This window comes from cyanobacterium endosymbiont of Braarudosphaera bigelowii (assembly GCF_020885515.1).
Lineage (GTDB): Bacteria > Cyanobacteriota > Cyanobacteriia > Cyanobacteriales > Microcystaceae > Atelocyanobacterium > Atelocyanobacterium thalassa_A.
In genome coordinates this window covers 1,320,238-1,344,500 of the sequence record NZ_AP024987.1, presented here as the reverse complement: position 1 = coordinate 1,344,500, position 24,263 = coordinate 1,320,238, and the positions used below count along the sequence as shown (strand labels likewise).

The window sequence follows — 24,263 nt, the reverse complement described above, 5'->3', positions numbered from 1 at the left end:
AGATGTAGTAATTTATCAAGGATATTTTAAAACTTATCAGTTCAACAGTTTGATAGATACTTTTAAATTAAATATCCTTGTTTTATTAATTATTGACTTAAATGTATAAATAATATTAGCAATATCTCTAGAGTTACTTAACTTATAGTTTATTAGTAACATAATAAAATTAACTATTAGATGTTATTTGAAAACCTTTAATAATTTAAACCGAATTAATATTTTCGCTAACTTCTTCTATATAACTAGATGGTATCGAAAAATATTCTAAAGTTGATTTTTCATAATAGCTCGAAAATCTTGGTAATATTTCTTTGATAAATGTTTCTGAAGCCTTTGAACGATAACGATTAGGATTTACTATAACTGACAGTGTTCTCTTAACTTTTATTTTTTCAATATTAGCCACATAGATTTCTTTTGTCTTTAGTTCTTTTTCAATTGCAGTAATTGAAACAAAAGCTGCGCCTAAACCTGCCTGAACTGCATTTTTAACAGCTTCTATCGAATTTAGTTCCATTTCTATATTGAGACGCTTTGTATTAATACCGCAACAATTTAAGTTTTTTTCAATTACTCTTCTAATAGTAGACTGGGAATCTAAGCTAATAAAATTTAGACGATATAAGTCATCTTTTTGAATTGTTTTAACTTTTGATAAAGGATGGTTCGCTGGTAGTATAAGTGCTAATTCGTCTTTGATATAAGGAATTACTTTCAATACATCTTGTAATTCATTGGGAATATCTCCTCCAATAATAGCTAGATCAACTTGTCCATTATTAACTCCCCAGGCTGTTCTTCTGGTTGAATGTATTTGTAACTGAACCACTATATCAGGATATTTTTGTCTAAATAATCCAATCATTCTAGGTAATAAGTAAGTTCCAGTTGTTTCCGAAGCTCCTATAATTAAAGTCCCTCCGTTAAGATTTTGTAGATCTTCAACTGCGCGACAAGTCTCTCTACAAAGAGTAATAATTTTTTCCCCATATGACAATAGTAAACGTCCAGCTTCTGTTAATTGTGCTTTGCGACCTCCACGATCAAATAATGGTATATTTAATTGTTTTTCTAAATTTTGTACCTGAAGGCTAACTGCAGGCTGAGAGATATAAAGTGTGTCAGCTGCTCGTTTAAAACTCCCCTCAGCAGCTATTGCCTTGAGAATACGCAATTGGTCTAAAGTGAAAGGAATGTCTGACATAAAATCATCAAAAAATATTTAAAAAGTCAGTATAAAGAGCAACTAGAATAATTAATAATTACATAATATTCTTAATATAAAAGTTTCAAAAAGCAGAAAAATTTAATTAAATACGAGAGTAACATAACACAAAGACTGATATATTCTAAGATCTTAAAATAGAATAATAAATTAATTTAATATTATGTGGATTGGTTATAGAGATATGGAATTAACCGCTTGGCTAACAACAAGTCATTTAATTATGTTGGGATTATTATTGGTATTTAGTGTTTTTCACAGTGGTTTAGCAGCCTTAAGAACATGGGGAGAAGCTAAAATTGGAGTAAGATTTTACAGAATTTTTTTTGTTTTAGTAAATCTTCCTATAGCTATCTTTCTAATTGTTTACTTCTTCTACCACCGTTATGATGGCTTGATTTTATGGCAATTTCAAGAATTTTTAGCAGTTAAGGTTGTAGTTTGGTTACTTTCTGCAATATCATTTTTTTTCTTATATCCATCTACTTTTAATCTTTTAGAAATTGCTGCTATTAATGAACCTAAAGTACATTTACATAAAACAGGGATACTGAGAGTTTGTCGTCATCCTCAAATGGTAGGACAGGTAATATGGTGTATTGCTCATACTTTATGGATTGGTAGTAGTTTTACAGTGATGACCTCTTTAATTTTAATCACATATCATTTATTTGCAATATGGCATGGTGATTATCGCCTTGAAAAACTTTATGGAGAACAATTTATTTATGCAAAACAGAGAACTTCAATAGTCCCGTTTCTAGCAATTTTAGATGGTCGTCAAACTTTGTTATTAAATGAATTCTTACGACCTGCTTATGTTGGAGTATTTGGATTTATACTCTTAATCTGGTTCTGTCATCTTCAATTATTTTAGCTAAATTCAACAAATTAAAAATACTTTATGTTGATTTTTACATTAGTTTTAAAATAATCTCAACAAAATATTTCTTATAAGATTATTTTTTTATATTAGATAGGAGTGAAAACTCACTCCTATCCGAAAAGCTATTTCTGCATTTTTAAATTAAAGTTTAACTTCGATTTCTACACCTGCAGGTAAATCTAATTTCATCAATGCATCAATAGTTTTAGATGAAGGCTGATAGATATCAATAATGCGGCGATGAGTTCTAGTTTCAAAATGCTCTCTTGAGTCTTTATCAACATGAGGTGATCTTAAGACGCAATAGATTCGTTTTTTAGTCGGTAGAGGAATAGGCCCTACCGCTGTTGCATCAGTACGATTAGCTGTGTCAACAATTTTTTCGCAAGAGGTATCTAATAAACGACGGTCAAATGCTTTTAATCGGATACGAATTTTTTGTTGTGCTAGAGTGGCCATAATGTTTAATTTTCAAGGTTCAGTAATTAGTTCAATGAAATTTTAAGGTAGTAGCTGACTAGTAAGAGATAATTTACCCTTATACTAGTCAGCTATTATTATTTAGTTGTTCTATTGAACAATTTTAGAAACGACTCCCGCACCGATTGTGCGGCCTCCTTCACGAATTGCAAAGCGCATTCCTTGTTCAATAGCAATAGGACTGATTAATTCAACAGTCATTTTAATACGGTCTCCAGGCATTACCATTTCTACAGCTGTACCATCATCAGCTGTATAATCTTGAATAGTTCCTGTTACGTCAGTAGTACGTACATAAAACTGAGGGCGATAATTTTTGAAAAAGGGTGTATGACGTCCACCTTCTTCTTTTGTTAAAACATATACTTCCCCTTCAAATAAAGTGTGAGGAGTAATAGAACCAGTTTTAGCTATTACCATTCCTCGTTCAATATCATCTTTTTTAGTACCTCTCAAAAGAAGACCAACGTTATCTCCTGCTAACCCTTCATCAAGAGTTTTTTGGAACATCTCTACGCCTGTAACAGTAGTAGACTGTGTATCTCTAATACCTATAATAGCAACAGTTTCGCCTACTTTGACCTTACCGCGTTCAATTCTTCCAGTAGCAACGGTTCCACGACCAGAAATTGAGAATACGTCTTCTACTGCCATTAAAAATGGTTTGTCTATTTCCCTTTCTGGTTCAGAGATACTAGCATCTACAGCATCCATCAGTGCCAAGATCTTATCTGTCCAAGGATTCTCACCTTTTTGAATTTGAGGGTTGTCTTTCAGTGCTTCAATTGCCATTAAAGCTGATCCAGATACTATAGGAATATCATCCCCCGGAAAATCATATTCGCTTAATAATTCTCTGACCTCTAGCTCAACAAGTTCGAGAAGTTCTTCATCATCAACTTGATCTTGTTTATTTAAAAAGACTACTAAGCTTGGAACTCCTACTTGTTTGGCTAATAGAATATGCTCACGTGTTTGTGGCATGGGACCATCAGCAGCAGAGACAACTAGTATACCACCATCCATTTGTGCTGCTCCAGTGATCATATTTTTGACATAATCAGCGTGGCCAGGACAATCAACGTGAGCATAGTGACGATTTGCTGTCTCATACTCAACGTGAGCAGTATTAATAGTAATACCACGAGCTTTTTCTTCTGGTGCCGCATCAATATCTTCGTAGTTACGAGCTTTAGCATTACCACTAGCAGCTAAAGTCATTGTTATAGCAGCTGTCAAAGTTGTTTTACCATGGTCAACATGACCAATAGTTCCAATATTAACATGAGGTTTTGTTCGTTGAAATTTCTCTCTTGCCATAAATTAAAAGTTCCTTTGTTGTTTTTTGTTTTAAACAGTAATACTTTATCATTTATTGATAATCTTCACTGTCATAAGTGTTCCCTGTATTTTGCATAATTATCGCTTTAGCGATTTTATGAGGGACTTCTACATAATGATTAAATTCCATTGAGAAGACTCCTCGACCTTGTGTTTTTGATCTCATGTCAGTTGCATAACCAAACATTTCTGCTAGAGGAACATTTGCAGATACTTTTGTAAGATCATCTTCGGTGATCATTCCATTGATTTGACCCCGACGAGCATTAAGATCTCCAACTATATCCCCTAAGAAATCATTAGGAATTTCTACATCAATTTTCATCATAGGTTCTAATAGTATTGGAGAAGACTTCATAACCGCATTACGAATAGATATTGAACCAGCAATTTTAAAAGCTATATCTGATGAATCAATTTCATGAAATGACCCACCTAGCAAAGTTACTTTAATGTCAGTTACTGGATAACCAGCAATAATTCCTGAATCACAAGTTTCTCTAATACCTTTCTCAACCGAAGTAATAAACTCTTTTGGAATAATACCATCAATAATTGCGGAAACAAATTCAAGGCCACTACCTTTCTTACTTGGCTCTATCTGAATTAAAACATGAGCATAATGATTCTTACCAACATTTTCACGAATATATTCTTCTTCTGCTTTGCCTAGCTTCAGGATAGTTTCACGATAAGCAACTTGAGGCTGTCCAATACTTGCTTCGATTTTATATTCACGCAACATCCTATCTACAAGAATTTCTAAATGTAATTCTCCCATTCCTGCAATGACAGTTTGATTGGTTTCAGGATCAATATTAACTCGAAATGTTGGATCTTCATCAGATAAAGATTGAAGAGCTTTAGAGAGTTTTTCAAGTTCTTGTTTAGTTTGAGTTTCTATTGCTACAGAAATTACTGGCTCAGGAATATACAAAGATTCTAGTAGAATAGGATGATTCTCATCGCACAGTGTGTCACCTGTAGTTGTTTTCTTTAGGCCAATAACTGCACCCAGATCTCCTGCTCTCAACTCATCTACTTCAATACGATCATTAGATTTAAGAATAATTAAGCGAGAAATTCTTTCTTTTTGTTTTTTTGTTGCATTATAAATAATGTTTCCCTTGTTTAATACCCCAGAATAAACACGTATAAAAGTTAGACGACCATAAGGATCAGATGCAATTTTGAAAACAAGAGCAGAAAATGGTTCTTCATCAGAACTTATACGACAACCCTCTATGTTATTGGGCAATAATCCTTTAATTGAAGGAACATCAAGAGGAGAAGGTAAGTATTCTACAACAGCGTCTAATAATAACTGAATGCCTTTATTTTTAAAGGCCGAACCACATAGTAAAGGTATGATAGATCGTGCTAGAGTACCTTTCCTTAAACCTTCTTTAATCTCAGTCTCTGTTAATTCTTCACATTCTAAGTATTTTTCTAGTAAAGTTTCATCAATTTCAGCAACTGCTTCAACTAATTTAGTACGATATTCTTTAGCTTTTTCTAAGCATTCAGAAGGAATTTCAATATCTTCGATCTTTTCTCCTAGATCATCTTGATAGACTTTAGCCCTCATTCTTATTAGATCAACAATGCCGCAAAAATCACTTTCATTACCAATAGGTATTTGGATTGGAATGATATTAGCTTTTAGGCGATCACATATTTGCTCATGAACTTTGAAGAAATTAGCTCCAGTACGATCCATTTTATTAATGAACACTATACGAGGAACTTCATAACGATTAGCTTGTCTCCAAACAGTCTCAGATTGTGGTTGAACACCTCCCACAGCACAAAATATCGCTACCACTCCATCTAGTACTCTCATAGAACGTTCAACTTCAATTGTGAAATCCACATGTCCTGGAGTATCTATGATGTTAACTTGATGATCTGACCAATTGGTACTAATAGCAGCAGCTGTAATTGTTATACCTCTTTCTTGCTCTTGGACCATCCAGTCCATAATAGCAGTACCTTCATGAACTTCACCTAATTTGTGTGCGATTCCTGTATAGAAAAGGATACGTTCAGTTGTTGTAGTTTTACCAGCATCTATGTGCGCGGCAATTCCAATATTTCGTACCTTTTCTAGTGGGATATTACGTGTCAAAACTGCCTCCTTATGGCTTACCTAAGTATTTTTATACGTTTATATTATTTACTAAATTATGCTACTTACAATCTTAATATTTCTCTTTTAAGAAATCTATAGTAGGCTAACTTCAGAAAGGAGGTACTAGAATTAAACAGAATTGCTGAAAAAGTTCTCATTAATAACGATAATGTGCGAAGGCTTTGTTCGCATCAGCCATACGATGAGTTTCATCACGTTTTTTCATTGCTGCACCTGTTTCATTAGCAGCATCCATAATTTCACTGGCCAATTTGCCAGCCATAGTACGGCCGCCCCTAATTCTAGAGTATCGAATCAACCATCTTAAAGCTAAAGTTGTGCCTCTAGAAGGGCGAACTTCCATAGGTACCTGATAGGTTGCCCCTCCAACACGTCGGGCCTTAACTTCTACTAGTGGTGTTAGATTTTTTATCGCCTGTTCAAAAACTTCTAGAGGTTCTTTACCAGTTCGTTCTCCAATTACTTTCATAGCATCATATACAATGCCTGCAGCGACAGATTTTTTACCGCTTTTCATTACTCGACGAATAGTCATATTAAGTAAACAACTACTATATACTGGATCAGGAGGTACTGGTTTCCTTTTAATATTTCCTCGACGGGACATAATAATCTTTTCCTTTTGAATAATTAAGACTGTTAAACGATTCTATCAATTTAGGCTCTCAAAGTCTGTGGACTTTAATTAATCTGTATTTTCAAAGATATGATCTAATCTTTGGGACGTTTAGCCCCATATTTAGAGCGTCCTTGTTTCCTATCTTTTACTCCTTGAGCATCCAAGGTTCCGCGGATGATATGATAACGAACACCAGGTAAATCTTTAACCCGACCTCCGCGAATCAATACAACAGAATGTTCTTGTAGGTTATGCCCAATACCTGGTATGTAAGCTGTCACTTCAAACCCTGAAGTCAGACGGACTCTGGCTACTTTTCTCAAAGCAGAGTTTGGCTTTTTAGGAGTAGTAGTATAGACTCTAGTGCAAACTCCTCGGCGCTGAGGACATTGTTTAAGAGCTGGAGACTTGGTTTTCTTTTTTGCTTTGGAGCGTTCACTCCGAATTAACTGCTGAATAGTAGGCATAAAATAAATTTTATATAGAAAGAAGATGTCAAAAAAACTATCAATTGTTCAAGATAGCTGACAAATTCTCACCATATCAAAAAAAGCAAATATATGTCAACATCATTAAGTTAAATTTAACAATATTCTTTACTGTGAACCTTAATTAGTAGCTTGGCTCTCAAAAAAATCATATCGGATATACGATTTAAGTTGATGATTTCTAATACTTGTTTAAAGTAATTAAAAAAACTACAATCTATAACTATTAACTGAATAATATTCATAAATTAGTTTTTATTTGATGTCTGTTGTATATTAATAATTTAGTTTTGCCTATCTTGTCTTAATAAGTAATGCCATCATCTCTAAAATCTTTCCCAATTGTTGGTTTGCCTGTTCATTTGTCTACTGATTATGCTGGATGGTTGATACAGAGTCTAAAAGAGCATCAAGGAATACATGTTGTTACTCTTAATGCTGAAATGGCGATGATGACGAAGCAGAATAGTATACTTGCAAAAATTATTAAAAGTTCGCAGTTGGTTATTCCTGATGGTGCAGGAATAACTTTATCTTTAAAACTTAATGGAATAGATCAAAAGCGTTGTCCAGGTATTCAACTAGCGGAAGTTTTAATTCAAATATTAAGTAATGAAAAAGATAGACATCCAATTGCATTCTATGGTGGAAAACCTGGAGTAGCTAAAAAATCAGCAGAAAAATGGCTAAAAAAATTACCAAAAGCTGATATTCTAACCAACCATGGATATTTATCTTCTAAAGAAGAAGAGGATTGGAAAAATATATTGTTTACAAGACAACCTAAATTGATCTTGGTTGGGCTAGGAGTACCTAGTCAAGAACAATGGATTTATAAAAATAGAGATCTATGTCCTGAATCTATCTGGATGGGGATTGGGGGAAGCTTTGATATATGGTCAGAAAATAAATCGCGTGCTCCTCTATGGTTACAGAATAATAATTTAGAATGGTTATACAGACTTTATCAGGAACCTTGGCGTTGGAAACGCATGTTAACAATTCCTAAATTTTTTCTTGAAATATTCCTCAATCAATGAAATATATCTGTTCAGCTGTAAATTAAAGTTTCATTTCAAGAAAAAAAGTAATATATTTAATCCTTTCCTAATTTTTTGGAATAAGAATTATTTCGAGACTTCAAGCTTTCTTTCTTCAAATCTTTATATAAAGGTGTAATAATGTAGATAGCTAAAATAAGCCAAGTTAGACCACTTATCCAATTGGCCCAAACTAAGCCATTAAAAGTAGTTTTTATTATATGGCTTCCTGTTTTAAGTTTTAAACCTACTAGACTATAATCTCGATAGTGAACTGGGAAAGACTCTTTGAAGGGTTTATTATCAACCCATAGCTTAAACATATTCGGATAATAAAGCACAGGAAGTTGAGCTATTTGAGCTTCTTCTCCAACCACAAGTTCACAAACAGTATTGATACCTTCTTGTTTACAATATTGTTGTGTTTCTGAAACCGGTATGATTGTTTTCTCGGGAGACATTCCTTCTAAGAAAAATCGATTAACTCTAATGTTGGGAAGCTGCTTATTTTCAGCAACATCATTTAACACAAACTTTAACCCAAAATCTTTACTAGATGGTGAAATTTTAGGCAAAGGAATCTGCCAATTAAGTTTAGGAGAATTAAGAAATACAGAACTTATCTTTCTACCATCAATATAGGCTTCTAGAATAATGGGTTGTTCAATGTTTATTGGAGAAATCTCTGCTTCTAAAAAGATTATAGGATTTTCTTTTTCATCCCATATTGGATAACGTAACTCTGCATCAAGAATCAAAGGATGATTAACAAAGGTATTCCATGTACTATATCCAGGAATCCATTCCGGATGTAATAAAGGCAATTCATTTTTACCGTAAATAGTTTTTACAGGAGCACGATATAAGTAATCCAAGGATCCGGAATACTTGAACAACGGTTCCTCTACCAACTTATTGACAGTTAGAGTTCCTCTTGGGGCAGGGATCCATGAACGTCCAAATAAGATAATTAGTAATATTCCAATAATTAAATGGCGACGATCAAGTCTTTCACGAAAAATAAGAACAATCGCATATGCTGTTAACAATGCTCCTGCCCACATAATATGGGTAATGAAACGAAATGTAAATTGGGTTACCCATAACTGACGTGGTAGAATATTCCAGATATTAATAGGACTCCAAGTTAAAAATAAAGCAAGAAGAAATACACATAGTAATCCATCAATATAAGGACGAATAAGTTTTAATTTAGGTGGATTGAAGGGAGTAAAATATCTATAGTATATTACAATGCCAAAAGCAATTAGAAATATCCAACCAATAGCTGGATGAAGCCCATAAGTAGCTGCCAAACCATTTTCTGATGGTTCAGCTGGTAGAGATACAGGAGAAAATAAATTAGCTATAGGTGTGTAAGTATTAGTCCCAAAAGGATTAATTGCCTTAATCTGCTTACGAATGGAAAGATAAGGAGAAACTAAAATAATAGGAGCAAGAAAATATAGTCCTAACAACCATCCTAAAATATAAGCTTTTAGTAAACTTACAAGAGAAGGAAAACTAAATTTAGTTTTCCTTGTTTGAGTAATAACAATTACAAGCAGAAAAAAAATAAAAATTGTTCCGTAAATAAAAGTTATTATATGAGTAATACTTAAGCAAAACCAGCTCAATGCACTTAAAACGAAGTAGCGTTTTTTTCTAGTTAAGTAGCACTCGAGAGCATAGTAAATAACAATAGGGAGAATCCCTTGGGCAACTGTTTCAGTAAAAGCTCCCCTCGCATGGATATTATTTAAAAAATAGGGAGCTGACATATAGGCAACTCCACTCAAAATAGATGCTATACGAGATCTGGTAAGTTTAAGACTTAGGAAATAAACATATAATCCTCCCATAGTAAGAGATATTATAATAACCAACTTATATGCATCATAAGGATTATTAGGAGTAAGTAATTTATAAAACCACCCACCTATAAAATAAGGTAGTTGACTATAAAATTGAAATCCTGGATATCTCCAACCATTATCTTCTAAAGGAGCTATACGAAGAGGAAATTGCCCCTCGTTGATAGCATCTCGTGCCTGTACTATATAGCTTATATGGGAAGGAGTATCATTAATAGAAGGAATTATTGTTGATGAAGCCATTGGTGCCATCAATGAAAGCGCAATAACACCATATAAAACTATAATTTTAAAACTTATACGATTTCTGTGTATTAATTGATTTACAAATTTAGATATATTGTTTAGAATCATTTAATTTGATAGATATAAATAATATTATTGCGTGAATAAATCGGCTTTCTTTTTATTAAAAAATCCCAATTCTGAGAGGCAGCGAGATTATTATTTTTTTCTACATATATCTGCTGTTTCACAGTACTGTCAATTAGCAAATACTTATAAGGTAACTTAGTAATCTCTTTATTTTTTAGATCAAGTATAGGTTGATAGTAAGATTGAATATTAATAGGGTATTTGTAATTTTTACTTAATAGTTCAAGATATTGTACAAAACCAATGTTAACACCAAAAAGCTGATAGACAAGAGTATTTTCGTTATTTTCTGTCAATAATCTATTTTGTATCAAATACTCTACTACATGCTGTGTTTCCTGTCCCCAATTAACTGTAGAGTCATCAGCTAATTGCCATTTTTCTTTATTCCAAAGAGGATTAACATAACTTAAGGATTGAGAAATTCCTGTGATTCCTAAGTAAATATAAGATGTCATTAATCCTAATAAGATGTACTTTTTCCACTTGTAACTAAAAGTAACCAATAAGGTAGAAAACAATAAATAGACAAATATGATAATAGGGTAGAAGTATCTATACCCAATAACAAAACGACTACTACTACTTATCCATAAGTAAATTACTGGATACATAGAAACTATACTAACAACTAACAATATTTTTTTGTTAAGGTAAGATTTAAGTATTTTTTGTATAGGATATTGTACAAATAATATTTTTTTTGTACAAACTAAAAAGAGAAAAATTGCTATTATTAAAAGGATTAAATTTTCCTTAAACCAAAAAATTTTTAATAAATAATTAATAGCTGTTGTTGATATGAACTGTCCATTTAGGAAGGGCTCTCTTATACCTTTTGCTGTACTTAAATTCATCCCAATACCTTGAATATAAATATTTAGAATATTTGACAAAGATTTATTAGGTAAATTTCTAAAAGCCAAGCTATAAATTGAAACAGTCAAAACAACCTGTAATAACAAACTCAAACTTCCTAAAAAGGTAATTTGTAAAAATTTTTGCTTGCGTTTTTTGATTAGTAAATAAATACTATAAACGATGTATACCAATCCTATAATTGGTATAAGAATTAAATTACTAAACTTTACATTAATAGCAATAAATAAAAGTAATGTAAATAAAGTGAAATATGCTGCTAAATATTTATTTTTTCCTTGAACAAGAGACTTTACAAGAAAAGAAAAACTCAGAATGAATAGTAATGCATATAGACTAACACTAACATCAAAAGCAATTAAAAAATTATGACTATAAAAACTAGGAGAAAAAATATATAAAATAAGAAAAATTATAGAAATTATAGAATCAATCTCATTAAATATAAAAGTATATAAATAAAACCATATAAAAATGAAGCTGTTGAAAAACAGGTGTACAAAGCGTAGACTAAAAACTATTCTATGAAATGCTTCAGAATCTTTTGTCAGGAGCTCATACCCTACATTAAAAGCAGCCAAACGAGCTTCAATATTTTCTTGCCCATTAATAAGATTAATAGTTGGTATTAATGCTTCATGATTTGAGAAAAATAAGTTAAAAATTACTGAGTCAATTAACTTTAAAAGAAGAGGATGTTCCCAGTTTAATCCAAGACCTTGTATATAAGAGTACGCAGCACCGATGTAAGCAGATTCATCTGAAGTGATTGATGTTTTCTGTATTAAATAAAAACCAATTAAATAATATATGATTATTAAAGATGCAAACAATATTTGTGATGAAAATTTTTCAAGTTTAAAGTTTTTAGAATACATATCTGGTTTAATAAATACAATTTGATTCTCAATTCTCAGTATCTACACGTATACATGATAAATATAAATAGGAAAAAGAGTAATTATTTTAATTTCTAGGAACTTCGAACATATAATTAGAAGTCTTCTAACTAATCTCTTAATGTTAGATTTATTTCAATTGGCAACTTAAAGAAAGTATGGGAACTAAAAACTATTTAATCAATAAGTTACGTAAAATTATAGGAATTATTGATATTTTAAATGCTCTTGATCAAATATTAAAAGATCAGAAACGTGAGATAATAAAAGATCTTTTAGATAATATTAAGCCTGAAAGTGTAGTCCAATGTTCCTTAAATGCAATTCAAATTTTATCTCCAATTGAGATTTTACAAACCTATCAGCATTGTTTATCACCTCTACCAGAAAAGAAACTTAACTTCTTGGTAGAAGAGCATTGTGCGCAATGGTTATGTTCTAAAGTCGAATACGGAGATACTGTATTAGATATTGGTGCATCTTTTGGAGTCATTAGCTTACCATTGAGTCAAGCTGTTGGAGATAAAGGTAAAGTTTATGCTTTTGAGCCTGCAAAGAATACTCAACAAATTTTACAAAAAGTTTTAAATTTAAATAATATTTCTAATGTTATGGTTGTTCCTGACGCAATTTCTGATCAATCAGGATCTGCTGAATTTATTGAATACAATAAAGATAATAATTCATCTTGGGCTTCAGATACGTCAACTTTAGCCTCAGATAGTAATATTTATACAAATACAAAGTTTACTACTTATACAGTAAAAACAATAACGTTAGATGAGTATATTGCTCAAGAATCAATAAAACCATCAGCCATTAAAATTGATATTGAAGGATTTGAATTCTATGCACTACAAGGTGCAAAAAAAACTTTGCAAACTTATTTACCTTATCTTTGTATAGATATTCATGCTGATGTAAAAACTGGAAAGTCCTCTTTACTTACGATTCAACCTTTTTTATATTCCTTGGGCTATACCCTAAGTATGGAAGAGCATACTCTATACGGAATACCGCCCAAAAAATGATCATAATTTTGGAAATAACTTAATTATTAATATTAGAACAGATAATTTACTTGTTTTAAATTTCTTAGAGACTGAAAGGATGTAAATAGTGCTTATTTCAATTGTTATTCCCTGTTATAACGAACAAGAAGTTATTCAAGAAGCTCATAATCAGTTAGTAACTGTCCTAAGTAATTTCAATCCTGAATTTGAATTAGTTTATGTTGACGATGGTAGTCAAGACAAAACAGCAGAGATTTTACGAGAATTGCAATATGACAATGAACAAGTAAAAGTAATCTTTTTATCTCGCAATTTTGGACATCAAATGGCTGTAACTGCAGGTCTAGATCATACCTCGGGAGATGCTGTAGTCTTGATTGATGCTGATCTACAGGATCCTCCTGAGATTATTAAGGATATGTTATCTTACTGGTTTCAAGGCTATGATGTTGTCTATGGTGTAAGAACTGATAGACAAGGAGAAACTGCTTTTAAATTATGGAGTGCTAAAGTTTTTTATCGTGTAATGAATCGTATGTCGGATGTGACAATTCCTATTGATACTGGAGATTTTCGATTAATAGATAGACGAGTTGTTGAAGTGCTTAAAATGATGCCAGAACGTGATCGCTTTCTACGCGGAATGGTTAGCTGGGTGGGATTTCGTCAAATAGCAATTCCTTATCAGCGTAGTCCTCGTTTAGCTGGAGTTAGCAAGTATCCACTTTTTAAAATGATACGTTTTGCAGCTGATGGTATTTTATCATTTTCTTTAGTTCCTTTAAGATTGGCAACTTGGGCTGGCCTCTTTACTGTTACATTATCTGTTATTGGAATATTTTATGCTTTATTTGTAAGATTGTTTACTTTAAGTTGGGTACCTGGATGGACCTTATCTTTTATTGCAATTCTGTTTGTTGGTGGAACTCAACTAGTATTTTTAGGAGTTATCGGTGAATATATTGGGAGGATTTATCGTGAAGATAAACATCGTCCTTTATATTTAGTACGTGAAAAATTAGGTTTTCTGCGAAGGTAAGCATATCATTAATATGACTTAATTCATATTAATCATTAGTAGTAGTTATTTTAGTCACTACTAATATGATAAAAGCCTACATGTTCATTATTTAAAAGTCTATTTAAAAAATAAATGTTTTTTAAACAGAATTGTAATTTATACCTTATTTATTTTTTCAGAAAATTAAAAATATAAATAGTTTACTTTATAAAGTTTTTCATGTTCTGTTTCTCTAAAAACAGAACAATTATAAAGACTACTAAAGTGATATATAAAAAATATTTTTAAACTTCAAGTTAAGTTAATTTATATTTCATCTAGGAGAAAAAATTTTGAACAATATCTGTCGTGTCTGTGATTCTACCGATTTAGAACTAGCTATTGATTTAGGACATCAACCTTGGTGTAACAATTTCTTGGATATCCAGTCAATAGGAAAAGAACCATTCTATCCATTAAGAGTATTATATTGCCACAATTGCGGTACAGTACAACTGGACTATACTGTCAAAAAAGAAATAATGTTTGGAGATCATACCTATCTATCTGGAGTAACAAATTCTCTAAGCGAACATTTCAAAAATATTGCTCATGAAGTCGATAATAAATTTTTTAAGGATTTTCGTACTAAGTCTGTCTTAGATATAGGTTCTAATGATGGAACTCAATTAAAACATTTTCAAGCTTTGGATTACGAAGTACTGGGAGTAGAATCATCTAAGAAAACCGCAAAAATTGCTAATGATAATAATATTCCAACAGTTAATAATTTTTTTAATCTTAACTTAGTAAAATCTCTTAATAAAAAATTTGATATCATTAATGCGGCAGGAGTTTTCTTTCACCTGGAGGAATTACATTCTGTCACTGAAGGCATAAAAAAAGCATTAAAAGAAGATGGTATTTTTGTAGTGCAATTTCTTTACATGAAAAAAATTGTAGATAATTTAGCATTCGATCAAATATATCATGAACATCTCTTATACTATAATCTGAATACGATAGAAATCTTACTTGAGCGTCATGATTTATCAATGTTTGACGCATATTTATCGCCCATTCATGGTGGCTCAATTATTGGGTATGTAACCCATAAGGGTAAGAAGAATCCTAGTGAACGCCTGTTAAAAATGCGAAAAGCAGAAGTAGAGGATAAAAGTAATGAATTTGCTACCTATTTAGATTTTGCGAAAAGAATTAAAAAAATGAAAGTTGATAACTTATCTTTTTTAGATCAAGCCAAAAAGGATGGTAAAAAGATTTGGGGATTTGGTGCTCCTGTAAAAGGCAATACAATGTTAAATTATTTTGGTATAGGAACACAATACTTAAATTATTTAATTGAAAAAAACGAACTTAGAAGAGGCCTTTATTCTCCAGGAATGCATATTCCAGTCCTAATAGAAAAAGAATTAAAAGAATTGCCTGATATTTATTATGTTTTAGCTTGGAATTTTAAAAAAGAGATTTTAGCTAACAATCAACATCTAATCGACAAAGGTATTGAATTTTATTTTCCTGTTAATCCTTAAAACAAAATATCTTACTTAAATCTATTGTGAGAAATATGTGAGCATATCATGGTTAGTACCCTTATATATTGTCTTTTATCGCAATTAGAATATTAGTGAAGTATTTACAATATCATCTTATTCGATATATACAAAGAGAATATCATTTTTCATGTTGAAGAACTTTTAAAGTACTTATAGTATGTTGAGCGTTATCTACTTTACCTTGAAGTTGAAACAATAAAGTCGCTTTCCTTAAATCTTTAATCGCTTTATCTGTTTCTCCTAGCTTGTACTGTGTTACACCTCTATTGTGGTAAGCATTAGCAAAGTCAGGGTTGAGCTCAATAGACTTTGTATAATCAAGAACTGCTTTAAGTGACTTTCCTAGGCGATTATAAGCTAGAGCTCGATTATAGTAAGTTTTAAAATTGTTATTTTTTAAATAAATTGCCTTACCATAGTCTATAACCGCATCTTCATGCATTTTTAAGTTATCTTTAGCATTACCACGATAAGTATAAAAATCTGCGTAATCAGGTTCTAAACTAATAGCTATTGAACAATCTTCAATAGCTTTTTCATAGTCTTTTGTTTGATGATAAGAATAACATCGATTACCGTAAGCATAAGAAAAATCAGAATTGAGTTGAATGGCTTGAGTATAATCGCTAATTGCCTCCTGAAATTGTTCTAAAGATAAAAAAGAATAACCTCGATTATAGTAAAAATCTGGATCATCTTTATTTAGCTCAATTGATGTGGTGAAAGAAAGAATTGCTTCCTGATAATTTTTACTCTCTATCTTCAAAATTCCCTCGTTATACCATTGAATGGCTTCTAATTCTATATCTTTATATACTTTCATTAAAGTATTGTTTTCATACTGTATATCATCTTTTCCAGGAGCAAGACTTGCATTTTTTATGGAATAAACTGCAAAAGAACTGCTAATTATAATGATAATACCAATATTTTTTATTATTTTAGTAATCATATTAATTAAATTGAAAATTTCGTTATCTTAGAGATTGAATAGATAATGCAACTTTCTAGATTATTAAGAGGCAAGTTATTACTTGGTACTAAGGACTGCCATGGGCTAAAATTTGTTCTAATATCTCTATAGGAATTTGAATAAAATATCTTTTCTTAAAATTTTCCTCTTCAATTACTTCAGTAAGTTTTTGTAGCAATACTTTGTATTGACTATTTGTATTTATTACAGCATGAAAAGATAACCTTTCATTGTTTTTATTGATTAAAAATCCAAATTTTTCCAAGAAACTTAACGTTAATGTTAGACTAAAATCACTTAATGATAAGATTTCCTGTAAATTCTTTCTTGTAATTTTTTTATCATTACAAGATAAAAAATTGGCAATATCAATAGCTTTTTGGATTGTACTCATAGAAGATGAATCAATACTATGTGAGTATGACAAAACTAAGCTCTGCTGGTTTTTACAGCTTTTGTCATATAGTCTTAACAATTCTAGCCAATCAACAGGGCAGAGGTTGACTGATTCATTTTCCATACTATTAGGAATAACTTTATTGTTATTTCTATAATCTAATAATTTTATTTTTGTTTTTTTTATTGTAGAAAGATTATGGGAATGAGAAATTTCTCTCATTTCGACTAAACGTATTTCATAGTTTTCAGGTTGTAAGTTGTTATAACTTAACTCTACAATAACATCGAATTTTTTATCTTCTTTAACCTGTAACTCTTCTCTGGAATGTCCCCACCAAACACCAAAAAATCCTTCTGTAGAGGAGGAGTCATAAATGGTAAACTCAGCTTTTATGTACTTTAAGGTGTTATTTTTGACATGTTTACGGTTCCTACTCTTTGAAATTTTAAGATGACAATTTTTAATTAGTAACTTAGGAATTAAATTATTTATACTGTAAGGCTCTAAAATCTTTAATTCTCTGAATAAAGACTGTCCAAGTTGGGAAACTGTAACTGTTAGATCAGCTTTGATTATAGATTGCACAATATTTATTTCGACAAACTCCTGCCGCAAATATTGGTTTACTCTCTCCCTAAATAAGGAAACATTTTCAGTCTTTAAACTTAAATCAATTAAATTTGAATGTTCTTCTCCATAAAATGAGTATAGTAGATCTCGTTGAGAAGATATTAATTTATAAGTATTGACATTATTAGAAGAAAATGCATATCCTTTAGAAAAAATTAAATTTTGCTGTTTACTTTCCTTACATTCTGCATTTGTTAATAAAATTGTTGGTTTATCATATTCACGTGAAACCTCTTGAACAATTAATTTTAATATTTCACTTTCCCATTCAGGATCTTCTAAAACAATAACTTGAGTAGTTAACAAGTCTACATCTTTCAGTGTTTGTCTAATATTTCTAATAATATGTTGTAATAGATTATTATATCGGATATTAGATAATTCAGCCTCAAGAGCAAGTTTTTCAGAATAGTCTTTATTTTTATTAGTTAGTAATTCTACAAGAAAACTAGAACTTTTATTAACACAACAAATAGAGTTAATTCTAGAACCTATACCAGAATAAATATCGGTCGGACGACTTCCAGATAATTTACATAAGTACAATAGATAAGCTATCCCAGGTCTACTAGGATTTTTCAGTTGTTTCTCTAAATTTTGAATTCCTTTTTTAGTTAAGTATCTTAGTTCTGTATTTGATGTCAATAAAGTAGAAATTGAATTAATAGCTACTAAATCTAATAGACTATCTAAATTATTGTTTGGTATGTTAGATATTTTTATATGAAGAGCTTCAATTAACTTATATGCTAATGGAGTTTCTGATAAATTAAAAAAAGGATGATTTTCAGATAAAGAGTAAGAATCGATAGTATAAAGAGTATCATGTAGATTGTTGATGTTAATATTTCTACCTATTGCGACAATGTCAATACCTAGAGATTTTGCATAAGTAATGTCTTGTAAATTAAAGTCTTTGACACCACAACTAATAATTAAACTTACTCCTTCTATGGCTAATTGCCTTATCATTGCATTATTAAAGCCATGACACTTAGTGCTATAACTAGGAATATAGTAATTAATTTGGATATAAGGAATTAGAAAGTTTCCTAATCCTTCCCACAATAAACTTGTACCAATAATGTTATTAATACCTTCTCTTCCACAGATCATAACTTTTTCTTTATTTTCAATTGCTGTCTTTAATCTATGAATAGAAGGTATAGCTTCATTCCAAATTTCTAAAATGCTTATAGATTCATAGGAACTAAAATCTAAGAAATTTTTAAGCTGATCTAAAGTTCTAATATTTCTATTCCATAAAAGTTGAGGTATAAAATTTTCTAGAGAAGAAATATTAAAAGAGTTAAGATCATTTATAAACGAAGAAGGTAAATCTATAAATGGTGGAGATTGCCATTTGATTTGACGAGTATCCATTAATAAAGGATTTGACAAAAAATCTATAAAATTCTTATATTATCTTAATTTATACAGCTAAAATTGAAAATATAAACAGTTAAGATAGTAGAGCTTTATAAATAAGATGTTGACATCAGTTTTACCGTTAGATTCCAGAGTTGCTATTGTTACTGGTTCATCCCAAGGTATTGGCCGTGCTATTGCCATAGAGCTAAGTAGTTTGGGCCTAAAAGTTGTTGTTAACTACTCTAATTCTAAAATAGCAGCAGAAAAAGTAGTAAAAAATATAACAGAGAATGGAGGAGAAGCCATTGCGGTTCAAGCCAATGTTGCTAATTCAGAAGATATTAATAAACTTATTGACACCACATTAAATACATTTGGTAGGATTGACATCTTGGTTAATAATGCCGGAGTTACACGGGACAAATTGTTATTACGTATGAAACCTGATGATTGGCAAACAGTTATAGACTTAAATCTTACAGGAGTTTTTCTTTGTACTCAAGCTGTTATAAAGATCATGCTCAAGCAAAAAAGTGGGCGTATAATTAATATTTCTTCTGTAGTAGGCGAAGTAGGAAATCCTGGACAAGCCAACTATAGTGCAGCTAAGGCAGGTATATTGGGTTTTACTAAATCAGTAGCGAAAGAAGTCGCTAGTCGTAGTATAACAGTTAACGCTATCGCTCCTGGCTTTATTGATACTAATATGACAAAAGATATAGAAAAAGAAAATATTTTACAATCTATTCCTTTAAGAAGGTTAGGTACGGTGAAAGAAGTAGCAGGGCTCGTAAAATTTTTGGCAGTTGATCCTTCCGCAGCTTATATTACAGGACAAGTAATCAATATAGATGGTGGAATGGTTATGAACTAAACCAAAGTAATCTCACTCTACTTTTTCAAAGATAACGGTGAAATTAATTTAATATTCATATTATTTCTATATCTGCTGTATATAGCTAATTCTAAAAATATTTTGTTTCAGAAACAAATAAGTTAAGACAAAGCTAATATAATTAGCTTGAAGATAAGCTTATGACAGAATATAAATCTTAAATGATTTTATTGTTAGAGATCGAACTATGAACATACAAGAAAATTTACGAGTTGGACAAGTTGCTCCTGATTTTATAGCTACAGCAATAGTGGATCAGGAATTTCAAGTTAAGAAGCTTTCTGACTACCTTGGTAAATATGTTGTCTTGTTTTTTTACCCTTTAAATTTTACTTTTGTTTGTCCTACAGAAGTAATTGCTTTTAGTGATAGATATGAGGAATTCTCTAGAATAAATACTGAAGTTCTAGGCATTTCTGTCGACAGTGAATTTTCTCATTTAGCTTGGATTCAAACACCTCGTACAAATGGTGGTGTGGCTGATATAAACTATCCTTTAATATCTGATCTGAAAAAAGAAATTAGTAATGCTTATAATGTTTTAGATCCAGATTCTGGTGTCGCTTTAAGGGGATTATTTATAATTGATAGAGAAGGAATTATTCAACACATCACAATTAACAATTTATCCTTTGGACGTAGTATCAATGAAACGTTACGTATTCTCAAGGCAATACAACATGTTCAGAATTATCCCGGAGAGGTATGTCCTGTGGACTGGCAAGAAGGAAATAAAGCAATAGTCTTAAATTTAGGAAAGTCAAATATGTACTTCTCTGAGACTTAGATAATTTTATAAGTTTTTAATTAGGCAAAGATTACAGAATATAAGATTTTCAAAAAACTATAAACTATTTTTTTTGCAAAAATGGCCTGCTTATTGTTCAATATTAAGTTTATTAAATTAAAACCCAATGAACGTCTATGAATATATAGAATAATTCAATTTCCTTAAGAGAAACTACTATTAATATTAGTTCTTATATTTCATATATTAGATAAGTATAAGATAATAATCAATGTTGCCTAAAAAACTAAAATCACAGCCAATTTTGATAACTTTGAACGTACTTTTCATAAGCTAAATAAACTTTATTTTTGATAAAGTTTATTTTCAGTAACTTAACTGTTTAGCTTTAACATCTATATGTAGTTAGAGTATTACCTTTCCAAGTAAACGATTTTTTACAATTTTTGTTAATTTATTGCCTCTTATTAGCCTATTCCTAAGAGATCTTAGCAAATACAAAAATGGTTAAAAATAGATATTTTAATAGTCAAAAGTTGTGGTATTGTTTTTTCATAATTTTTTGATAGATATAATACCTTTACCTTTAAATCAAATGTAGTTATTATTAGATTTGGTCTGCTTTATAACCAACAAATTAGCTTTTTATGTAGTGGCCATAAATCTGTAATCTATTAATTTCGTTCTAGTTGTGTGGTTTGTAAGGAGAGATGATGGGAAAAACTATAGACTTTAGTGGTCAGCCTTTTCACTTTATTGGCATTGGCGGAATTGGAATGTCTGCTCTAGCATATATTTTAGCCAAACGTAAGCTTCCTGTTTCTGGATCTGATTTACGTTCAACTAATATTATTGAACGATTACAAAAAGTTGGTGTTCGTATTTTTAATCATCAAGAAGCAATAAATTTGGAATTCTTTAACTGTAACCAAAAACAGGTGTTAGAAGAAATTTTCACTTCTAATTACGACAACAAAATTGTTCAAAATAAAAAATATTTGCCTCAAGTAATTTGTTCTACAGCTATTACCAATGACAATCCTGAATATCTTGCTGCAAAAAAAAAGGGTTGTCCTATTTTTCATCGTTCTGATATCTTAGCAGCTTTAATCAGTGATTATAAGAGTATTGGCATAGCAGGTACTCATGGCAAAACAACAACTAGTAGCCTAATTGGATATATGTTGCTTCAAGCAGGTATTGACCCTACTATTATTATTGGAGGTGAGGTGGATGCTTGGGATGGTAATGCTAGAATGGGTGCAAAAGAAGGATATCTTGTAGCTGAAGTAGACGAATCTGATGGTTCCCTAATTAAACATCATCCTCATATTGGTGTTATAACCAATATAGAACTGGATCATCCCGATTATTATCAAGACTTAGATGAGGTCATCAACACATTTCAAATTTTTGCAGCACAATGTGATATTCTGGTTGGCTCTCTTGATTGTAAAATTATTTCTTCATACTTTTCACCTCATATTACTTATAGCCTAGATTTTAATAAGCAAGCAGATTATAAAGTTAAAAATCTTATTAATGATAATAAAGGAGCTAGAGCTGAAGTCTGGGAAAGAGGAATTTGCTTAGGACAGCTAAATTTAACTATTCTTGGTAATCATAATATTAGTAATGCTCTTGCTACTATTGCTGTTGGAAGGGAACTAGGTTTAGAATTTTCTACCATTGTAAATGCGCTATTAAATTTTCAAGGACCAAAAAGGCGTTTTGAAAAACGTGGTTATTGTAACGAAATCACTTTCATTGACGACTATGCCCATCATCCTAGTGAGATTGATGCAACTTTATCAGCAGCAGTTTCTAAAATTGACAATACTTTAATTAATCGTGTAGTTGTTATCTTTCAGCCTCATCGATATAGCCGTACTTTTGCTTTATTAGAGAAATTTGCTACTTGTTTTAATAATGCAGATCTAGTAGTTTTAACAGATATTTATGGTGCTGGAGAAATTAATATTAATAATATACATGGCGAAGATCTAGTTAGAGAAGTTAAGAAAAACCATCCTCAAGTATTTTATTTTCCATCTCTAGAAATTCTATCTCAGAAACTTCCTGAATTATTACAGCCTAAAGACTTGGCTCTATTTTTGGGTGCAGGTAATCTAAACCAAATTATCCCTAATATTATTAATCTTTGTTGAATTAACTAATAATTAAAATTGATTAAACTATAGTATGTACCATGTCCATGAAACGGAACAATTTATTAAGCTAGCAGTCGTATTTTCCAGTCAACTTTAATTAATTTAGATAGTTTATGACTCATCTATTTCCTTCTTTGTCTGGATATATTAAATCACATGGTGCTATGGGGAAGATTCATAGTAATGTATCTTTGGCTCCTTACACTTCTTACAAAGTAGGTGGAAAAGCTCAATGGTATGCAACTCCCCATAATTGGCAAGAACTACAAGCAACTTTTGAATGGTTCTCAAGTAAAAATTTGTCATTAACATTACTGGGAGCTGGTTCTAATCTTTTAATAAGTGATAAAGGGATTGAAGGATTAGTACTAAGTACACGTAATTTTCGTCATTATCAATTTAATGAGGAGACAGGATGTGTTACAGTAGCTGCGGGAAGACCAATTGTCAGTGTCGCTTGGCAAGCTGCTAAAAAAGGTTGGCTAGGCCTAGAATGGGCTGTTGGTATTCCTGGAACAGTTGGTGGAGCAGTTGTTATGAATGCAGGGGCTCACAATAAGTGTATCGCTGATTTATTAGTGAATGTAGTTGTTTTGTCTTACGATGGTAAAATTAAAACATTGACACCTGAAGATCTAAATTATAATTATAGAACTTCCTTTTTGCAAAATGGAAAATATTTAGTTCTTGAAGCAACTCTTCAACTGCAACAAGGATTCACTAGAGAAGAGATAACAAAGAAAACGCAAGAAAATCTTCAAAAAAGAAAAAGTTCTCAACCTTATGACAAGCCAAGCTGTGGAAGCGTGTTTCGAAATCCTTCGTCATATTCAGCAGGATGGTTAATAGAACAATTAGGATTAAAAGGTCACCGTGTAGGTGATGCTGAAATATCTCATTGTCACGCTAATTTTATTTTAAATTGTGGTCATGCTAAGGCAGAAGATATTTTCTATTTAATTCGCTATGTTCAACAAAAGGTTCAAGACCATTGGTCATTATTACTTGAACCAGAAGTAAAAATCTTAGGAGAGTTTTCTACCTTCTAATCTTAGTAAGTAAAAAAAAAGATTATTTAAGACTTACCTACTATGATGAGTATGTTTCTATAATTATATAGCCTATGTGAGGATCAACATATTTTCTTTCTGAAGCGCTAATCCTCACAATAAGTATTTATCAACTAAGATAATCTAGGCTATATCTTCACCATTATAGAGTTGA

Annotated in this window: 19 protein-coding genes; 9 read left to right on the top strand and 10 right to left on the bottom strand. The window is 31.1% G+C overall.

The annotated features are described in order from the left end of the window. Positions 1–205 precede the first annotated feature (205 nt). Positions 206–1,207 carry a LysR family transcriptional regulator gene (locus LPC16_RS05570; protein ID WP_229637203.1) on the bottom strand — a complete coding sequence of 334 codons (1,002 nt, stop codon included), beginning with the start codon at positions 1,205–1,207 and terminating at the stop codon, positions 206–208. Between the two features lie 205 nt (positions 1,208–1,412). Between LPC16_RS05570 and LPC16_RS05565 the strand changes: the two genes are divergently transcribed. Next, entirely contained in the window at positions 1,413–2,105 is a 693-nt protein-coding gene (locus LPC16_RS05565) for an NnrU family protein (protein WP_229637733.1), read from the top strand. A gap of 150 nt (positions 2,106–2,255) precedes the next feature. Here LPC16_RS05565 and rpsJ read toward each other — a convergent pair whose 3' ends face one another. From rpsJ to rpsL, 5 genes are all read right to left on the bottom strand, one after another. Next, positions 2,256–2,573 carry a 30S ribosomal protein S10 gene (gene rpsJ / locus LPC16_RS05560; protein ID WP_040054389.1) on the bottom strand — a complete coding sequence of 106 codons (318 nt, stop codon included), beginning with the start codon at positions 2,571–2,573 and terminating at the stop codon, positions 2,256–2,258. Positions 2,574–2,684: 111 nt separating this feature from the next. Next, positions 2,685–3,914: an elongation factor Tu gene (tuf, locus tag LPC16_RS05555; protein ID WP_229637202.1), complete on the bottom strand. Its 1,230-nt coding sequence runs from the start codon at positions 3,912–3,914 to the stop codon at positions 2,685–2,687. Between the two features lie 52 nt (positions 3,915–3,966). Next, positions 3,967–6,063, bottom strand: a complete 2,097-nt coding sequence (fusA, locus tag LPC16_RS05550; protein ID WP_229637201.1) for an elongation factor G — start codon at positions 6,061–6,063, stop codon at positions 3,967–3,969. A 160-nt stretch (positions 6,064–6,223) separates the two neighbouring features. Continuing rightward, entirely contained in the window at positions 6,224–6,694 is a 471-nt protein-coding gene (rpsG, locus tag LPC16_RS05545) for a 30S ribosomal protein S7 (protein WP_040054392.1), read from the bottom strand. 104 nt (positions 6,695–6,798) lie between these two features. Beyond that, positions 6,799–7,173, bottom strand: coding sequence for a 30S ribosomal protein S12 (rpsL, locus tag LPC16_RS05540; protein WP_040054393.1), 375 nt, complete (start codon positions 7,171–7,173; stop codon positions 6,799–6,801). 335 nt (positions 7,174–7,508) lie between these two features. Between rpsL and LPC16_RS05535 the strand changes: the two genes are divergently transcribed. Beyond that, positions 7,509–8,234 carry a WecB/TagA/CpsF family glycosyltransferase gene (locus tag LPC16_RS05535; RefSeq protein WP_229637199.1) on the top strand — a complete coding sequence of 242 codons (726 nt, stop codon included), beginning with the start codon at positions 7,509–7,511 and terminating at the stop codon, positions 8,232–8,234. A 56-nt stretch (positions 8,235–8,290) separates the two neighbouring features. On the opposite strand, the gene LPC16_RS05530 is transcribed toward LPC16_RS05535, so the two are convergent. Together LPC16_RS05530 and LPC16_RS05525 are read right to left on the bottom strand one after the other, a co-directional pair. Continuing rightward, a complete protein-coding gene (locus tag LPC16_RS05530) occupies positions 8,291–10,462 on the bottom strand; it encodes a 6-pyruvoyl-tetrahydropterin synthase-related protein (protein WP_229637197.1) in 2,172 nt (723 codons plus the stop codon). Continuing rightward, positions 10,459–12,240, bottom strand: a complete 1,782-nt coding sequence (locus LPC16_RS05525; RefSeq protein ID WP_229637195.1) for a hypothetical protein — start codon at positions 12,238–12,240, stop codon at positions 10,459–10,461. Before LPC16_RS05525 ends, LPC16_RS05530 begins: the two co-directional genes overlap by 4 nt. A 179-nt stretch (positions 12,241–12,419) precedes the next feature. Between LPC16_RS05525 and LPC16_RS05520 the strand changes: the two genes are divergently transcribed. The 3 genes from LPC16_RS05520 to LPC16_RS05510 all read left to right on the top strand — a co-directional run bounded on the left by LPC16_RS05520 (position 12,420) and on the right by LPC16_RS05510 (position 15,827). Beyond that, positions 12,420–13,292, top strand: a complete 873-nt coding sequence (locus LPC16_RS05520; RefSeq protein WP_229637193.1) for an FkbM family methyltransferase — start codon at positions 12,420–12,422, stop codon at positions 13,290–13,292. 88 nt (positions 13,293–13,380) lie between these two features. Further along, on the top strand, positions 13,381–14,313 hold the full coding sequence (locus tag LPC16_RS05515; protein ID WP_229637191.1) for a glycosyltransferase family 2 protein: 933 nt from the start codon (positions 13,381–13,383) through the stop codon (positions 14,311–14,313). 314 nt (positions 14,314–14,627) lie between these two features. Then, a complete protein-coding gene (locus LPC16_RS05510) occupies positions 14,628–15,827 on the top strand; it encodes a class I SAM-dependent methyltransferase (protein ID WP_229637189.1) in 1,200 nt (399 codons plus the stop codon). A gap of 142 nt (positions 15,828–15,969) precedes the next feature. Here the strand turns inward: LPC16_RS05510 and LPC16_RS05505 are convergent, their stop codons facing one another. Then, positions 15,970–16,803, bottom strand: a complete 834-nt coding sequence (locus LPC16_RS05505; RefSeq protein ID WP_229637188.1) for a tetratricopeptide repeat protein — start codon at positions 16,801–16,803, stop codon at positions 15,970–15,972. A gap of 88 nt (positions 16,804–16,891) precedes the next feature. Beyond that, positions 16,892–19,255 carry a DHH family phosphoesterase gene (locus LPC16_RS05500; protein ID WP_229637187.1) on the bottom strand — a complete coding sequence of 788 codons (2,364 nt, stop codon included), beginning with the start codon at positions 19,253–19,255 and terminating at the stop codon, positions 16,892–16,894. Between the two features lie 88 nt (positions 19,256–19,343). Between LPC16_RS05500 and fabG the strand changes: the two genes are divergently transcribed. From fabG to murB, 4 genes are all read left to right on the top strand, one after another. After that, a complete protein-coding gene (gene fabG / locus LPC16_RS05495; RefSeq protein ID WP_229637186.1) occupies positions 19,344–20,099 on the top strand; it encodes a 3-oxoacyl-[acyl-carrier-protein] reductase in 756 nt (251 codons plus the stop codon). Positions 20,100–20,307: 208 nt separating this feature from the next. Further along, positions 20,308–20,907 (top strand): peroxiredoxin, encoded by a 600-nt coding sequence (locus tag LPC16_RS05490; RefSeq protein ID WP_229637185.1) that lies wholly within the window; start codon positions 20,308–20,310, stop codon positions 20,905–20,907. A 674-nt stretch (positions 20,908–21,581) separates the two neighbouring features. Continuing rightward, positions 21,582–23,036: a UDP-N-acetylmuramate--L-alanine ligase gene (murC, locus tag LPC16_RS05485; RefSeq protein WP_229637732.1), complete on the top strand. Its 1,455-nt coding sequence runs from the start codon at positions 21,582–21,584 to the stop codon at positions 23,034–23,036. Between the two features lie 116 nt (positions 23,037–23,152). After that, positions 23,153–24,088: a UDP-N-acetylmuramate dehydrogenase gene (gene murB, locus LPC16_RS05480; protein WP_229637184.1), complete on the top strand. Its 936-nt coding sequence runs from the start codon at positions 23,153–23,155 to the stop codon at positions 24,086–24,088. Positions 24,089–24,263 lie beyond the last annotated feature (175 nt).

What these genes read in the sequence shown, in the direction of transcription:
- murC (WP_229637732.1), top strand. Translation starts at nt 21,582, where the DNA reads ATGGGAAAAACTATAGACTTTAGTGGTCAGCCTTTTCACTTTATTGGC.
- murB (WP_229637184.1), top strand. Translation starts at nt 23,153, where the DNA reads ATGACTCATCTATTTCCTTCTTTGTCTGGATATATTAAATCACATGGT.
- LPC16_RS05525 (WP_229637195.1), bottom strand. Translation starts at nt 12,240, where the DNA reads ATGTATTCTAAAAACTTTAAACTTGAAAAATTTTCATCACAAATATTG.
- rpsL (WP_040054393.1), bottom strand. Translation starts at nt 7,173, where the DNA reads ATGCCTACTATTCAGCAGTTAATTCGGAGTGAACGCTCCAAAGCAAAA.
- rpsJ (WP_040054389.1), bottom strand. Translation starts at nt 2,573, where the DNA reads ATGGCCACTCTAGCACAACAAAAAATTCGTATCCGATTAAAAGCATTT.
- LPC16_RS05505 (WP_229637188.1), bottom strand. Translation starts at nt 16,803, where the DNA reads ATGATTACTAAAATAATAAAAAATATTGGTATTATCATTATAATTAGC.
- tuf (WP_229637202.1), bottom strand. Translation starts at nt 3,914, where the DNA reads ATGGCAAGAGAGAAATTTCAACGAACAAAACCTCATGTTAATATTGGA.
- rpsG (WP_040054392.1), bottom strand. Translation starts at nt 6,694, where the DNA reads ATGTCCCGTCGAGGAAATATTAAAAGGAAACCAGTACCTCCTGATCCA.
- LPC16_RS05520 (WP_229637193.1), top strand. Translation starts at nt 12,420, where the DNA reads ATGGGAACTAAAAACTATTTAATCAATAAGTTACGTAAAATTATAGGA.
- LPC16_RS05565 (WP_229637733.1), top strand. Translation starts at nt 1,413, where the DNA reads ATGGAATTAACCGCTTGGCTAACAACAAGTCATTTAATTATGTTGGGA.
- LPC16_RS05535 (WP_229637199.1), top strand. Translation starts at nt 7,509, where the DNA reads ATGCCATCATCTCTAAAATCTTTCCCAATTGTTGGTTTGCCTGTTCAT.
- LPC16_RS05570 (WP_229637203.1), bottom strand. Translation starts at nt 1,207, where the DNA reads ATGTCAGACATTCCTTTCACTTTAGACCAATTGCGTATTCTCAAGGCA.
- fabG (WP_229637186.1), top strand. Translation starts at nt 19,344, where the DNA reads ATGTTGACATCAGTTTTACCGTTAGATTCCAGAGTTGCTATTGTTACT.
- LPC16_RS05490 (WP_229637185.1), top strand. Translation starts at nt 20,308, where the DNA reads ATGAACATACAAGAAAATTTACGAGTTGGACAAGTTGCTCCTGATTTT.
- LPC16_RS05530 (WP_229637197.1), bottom strand. Translation starts at nt 10,462, where the DNA reads ATGATTCTAAACAATATATCTAAATTTGTAAATCAATTAATACACAGA.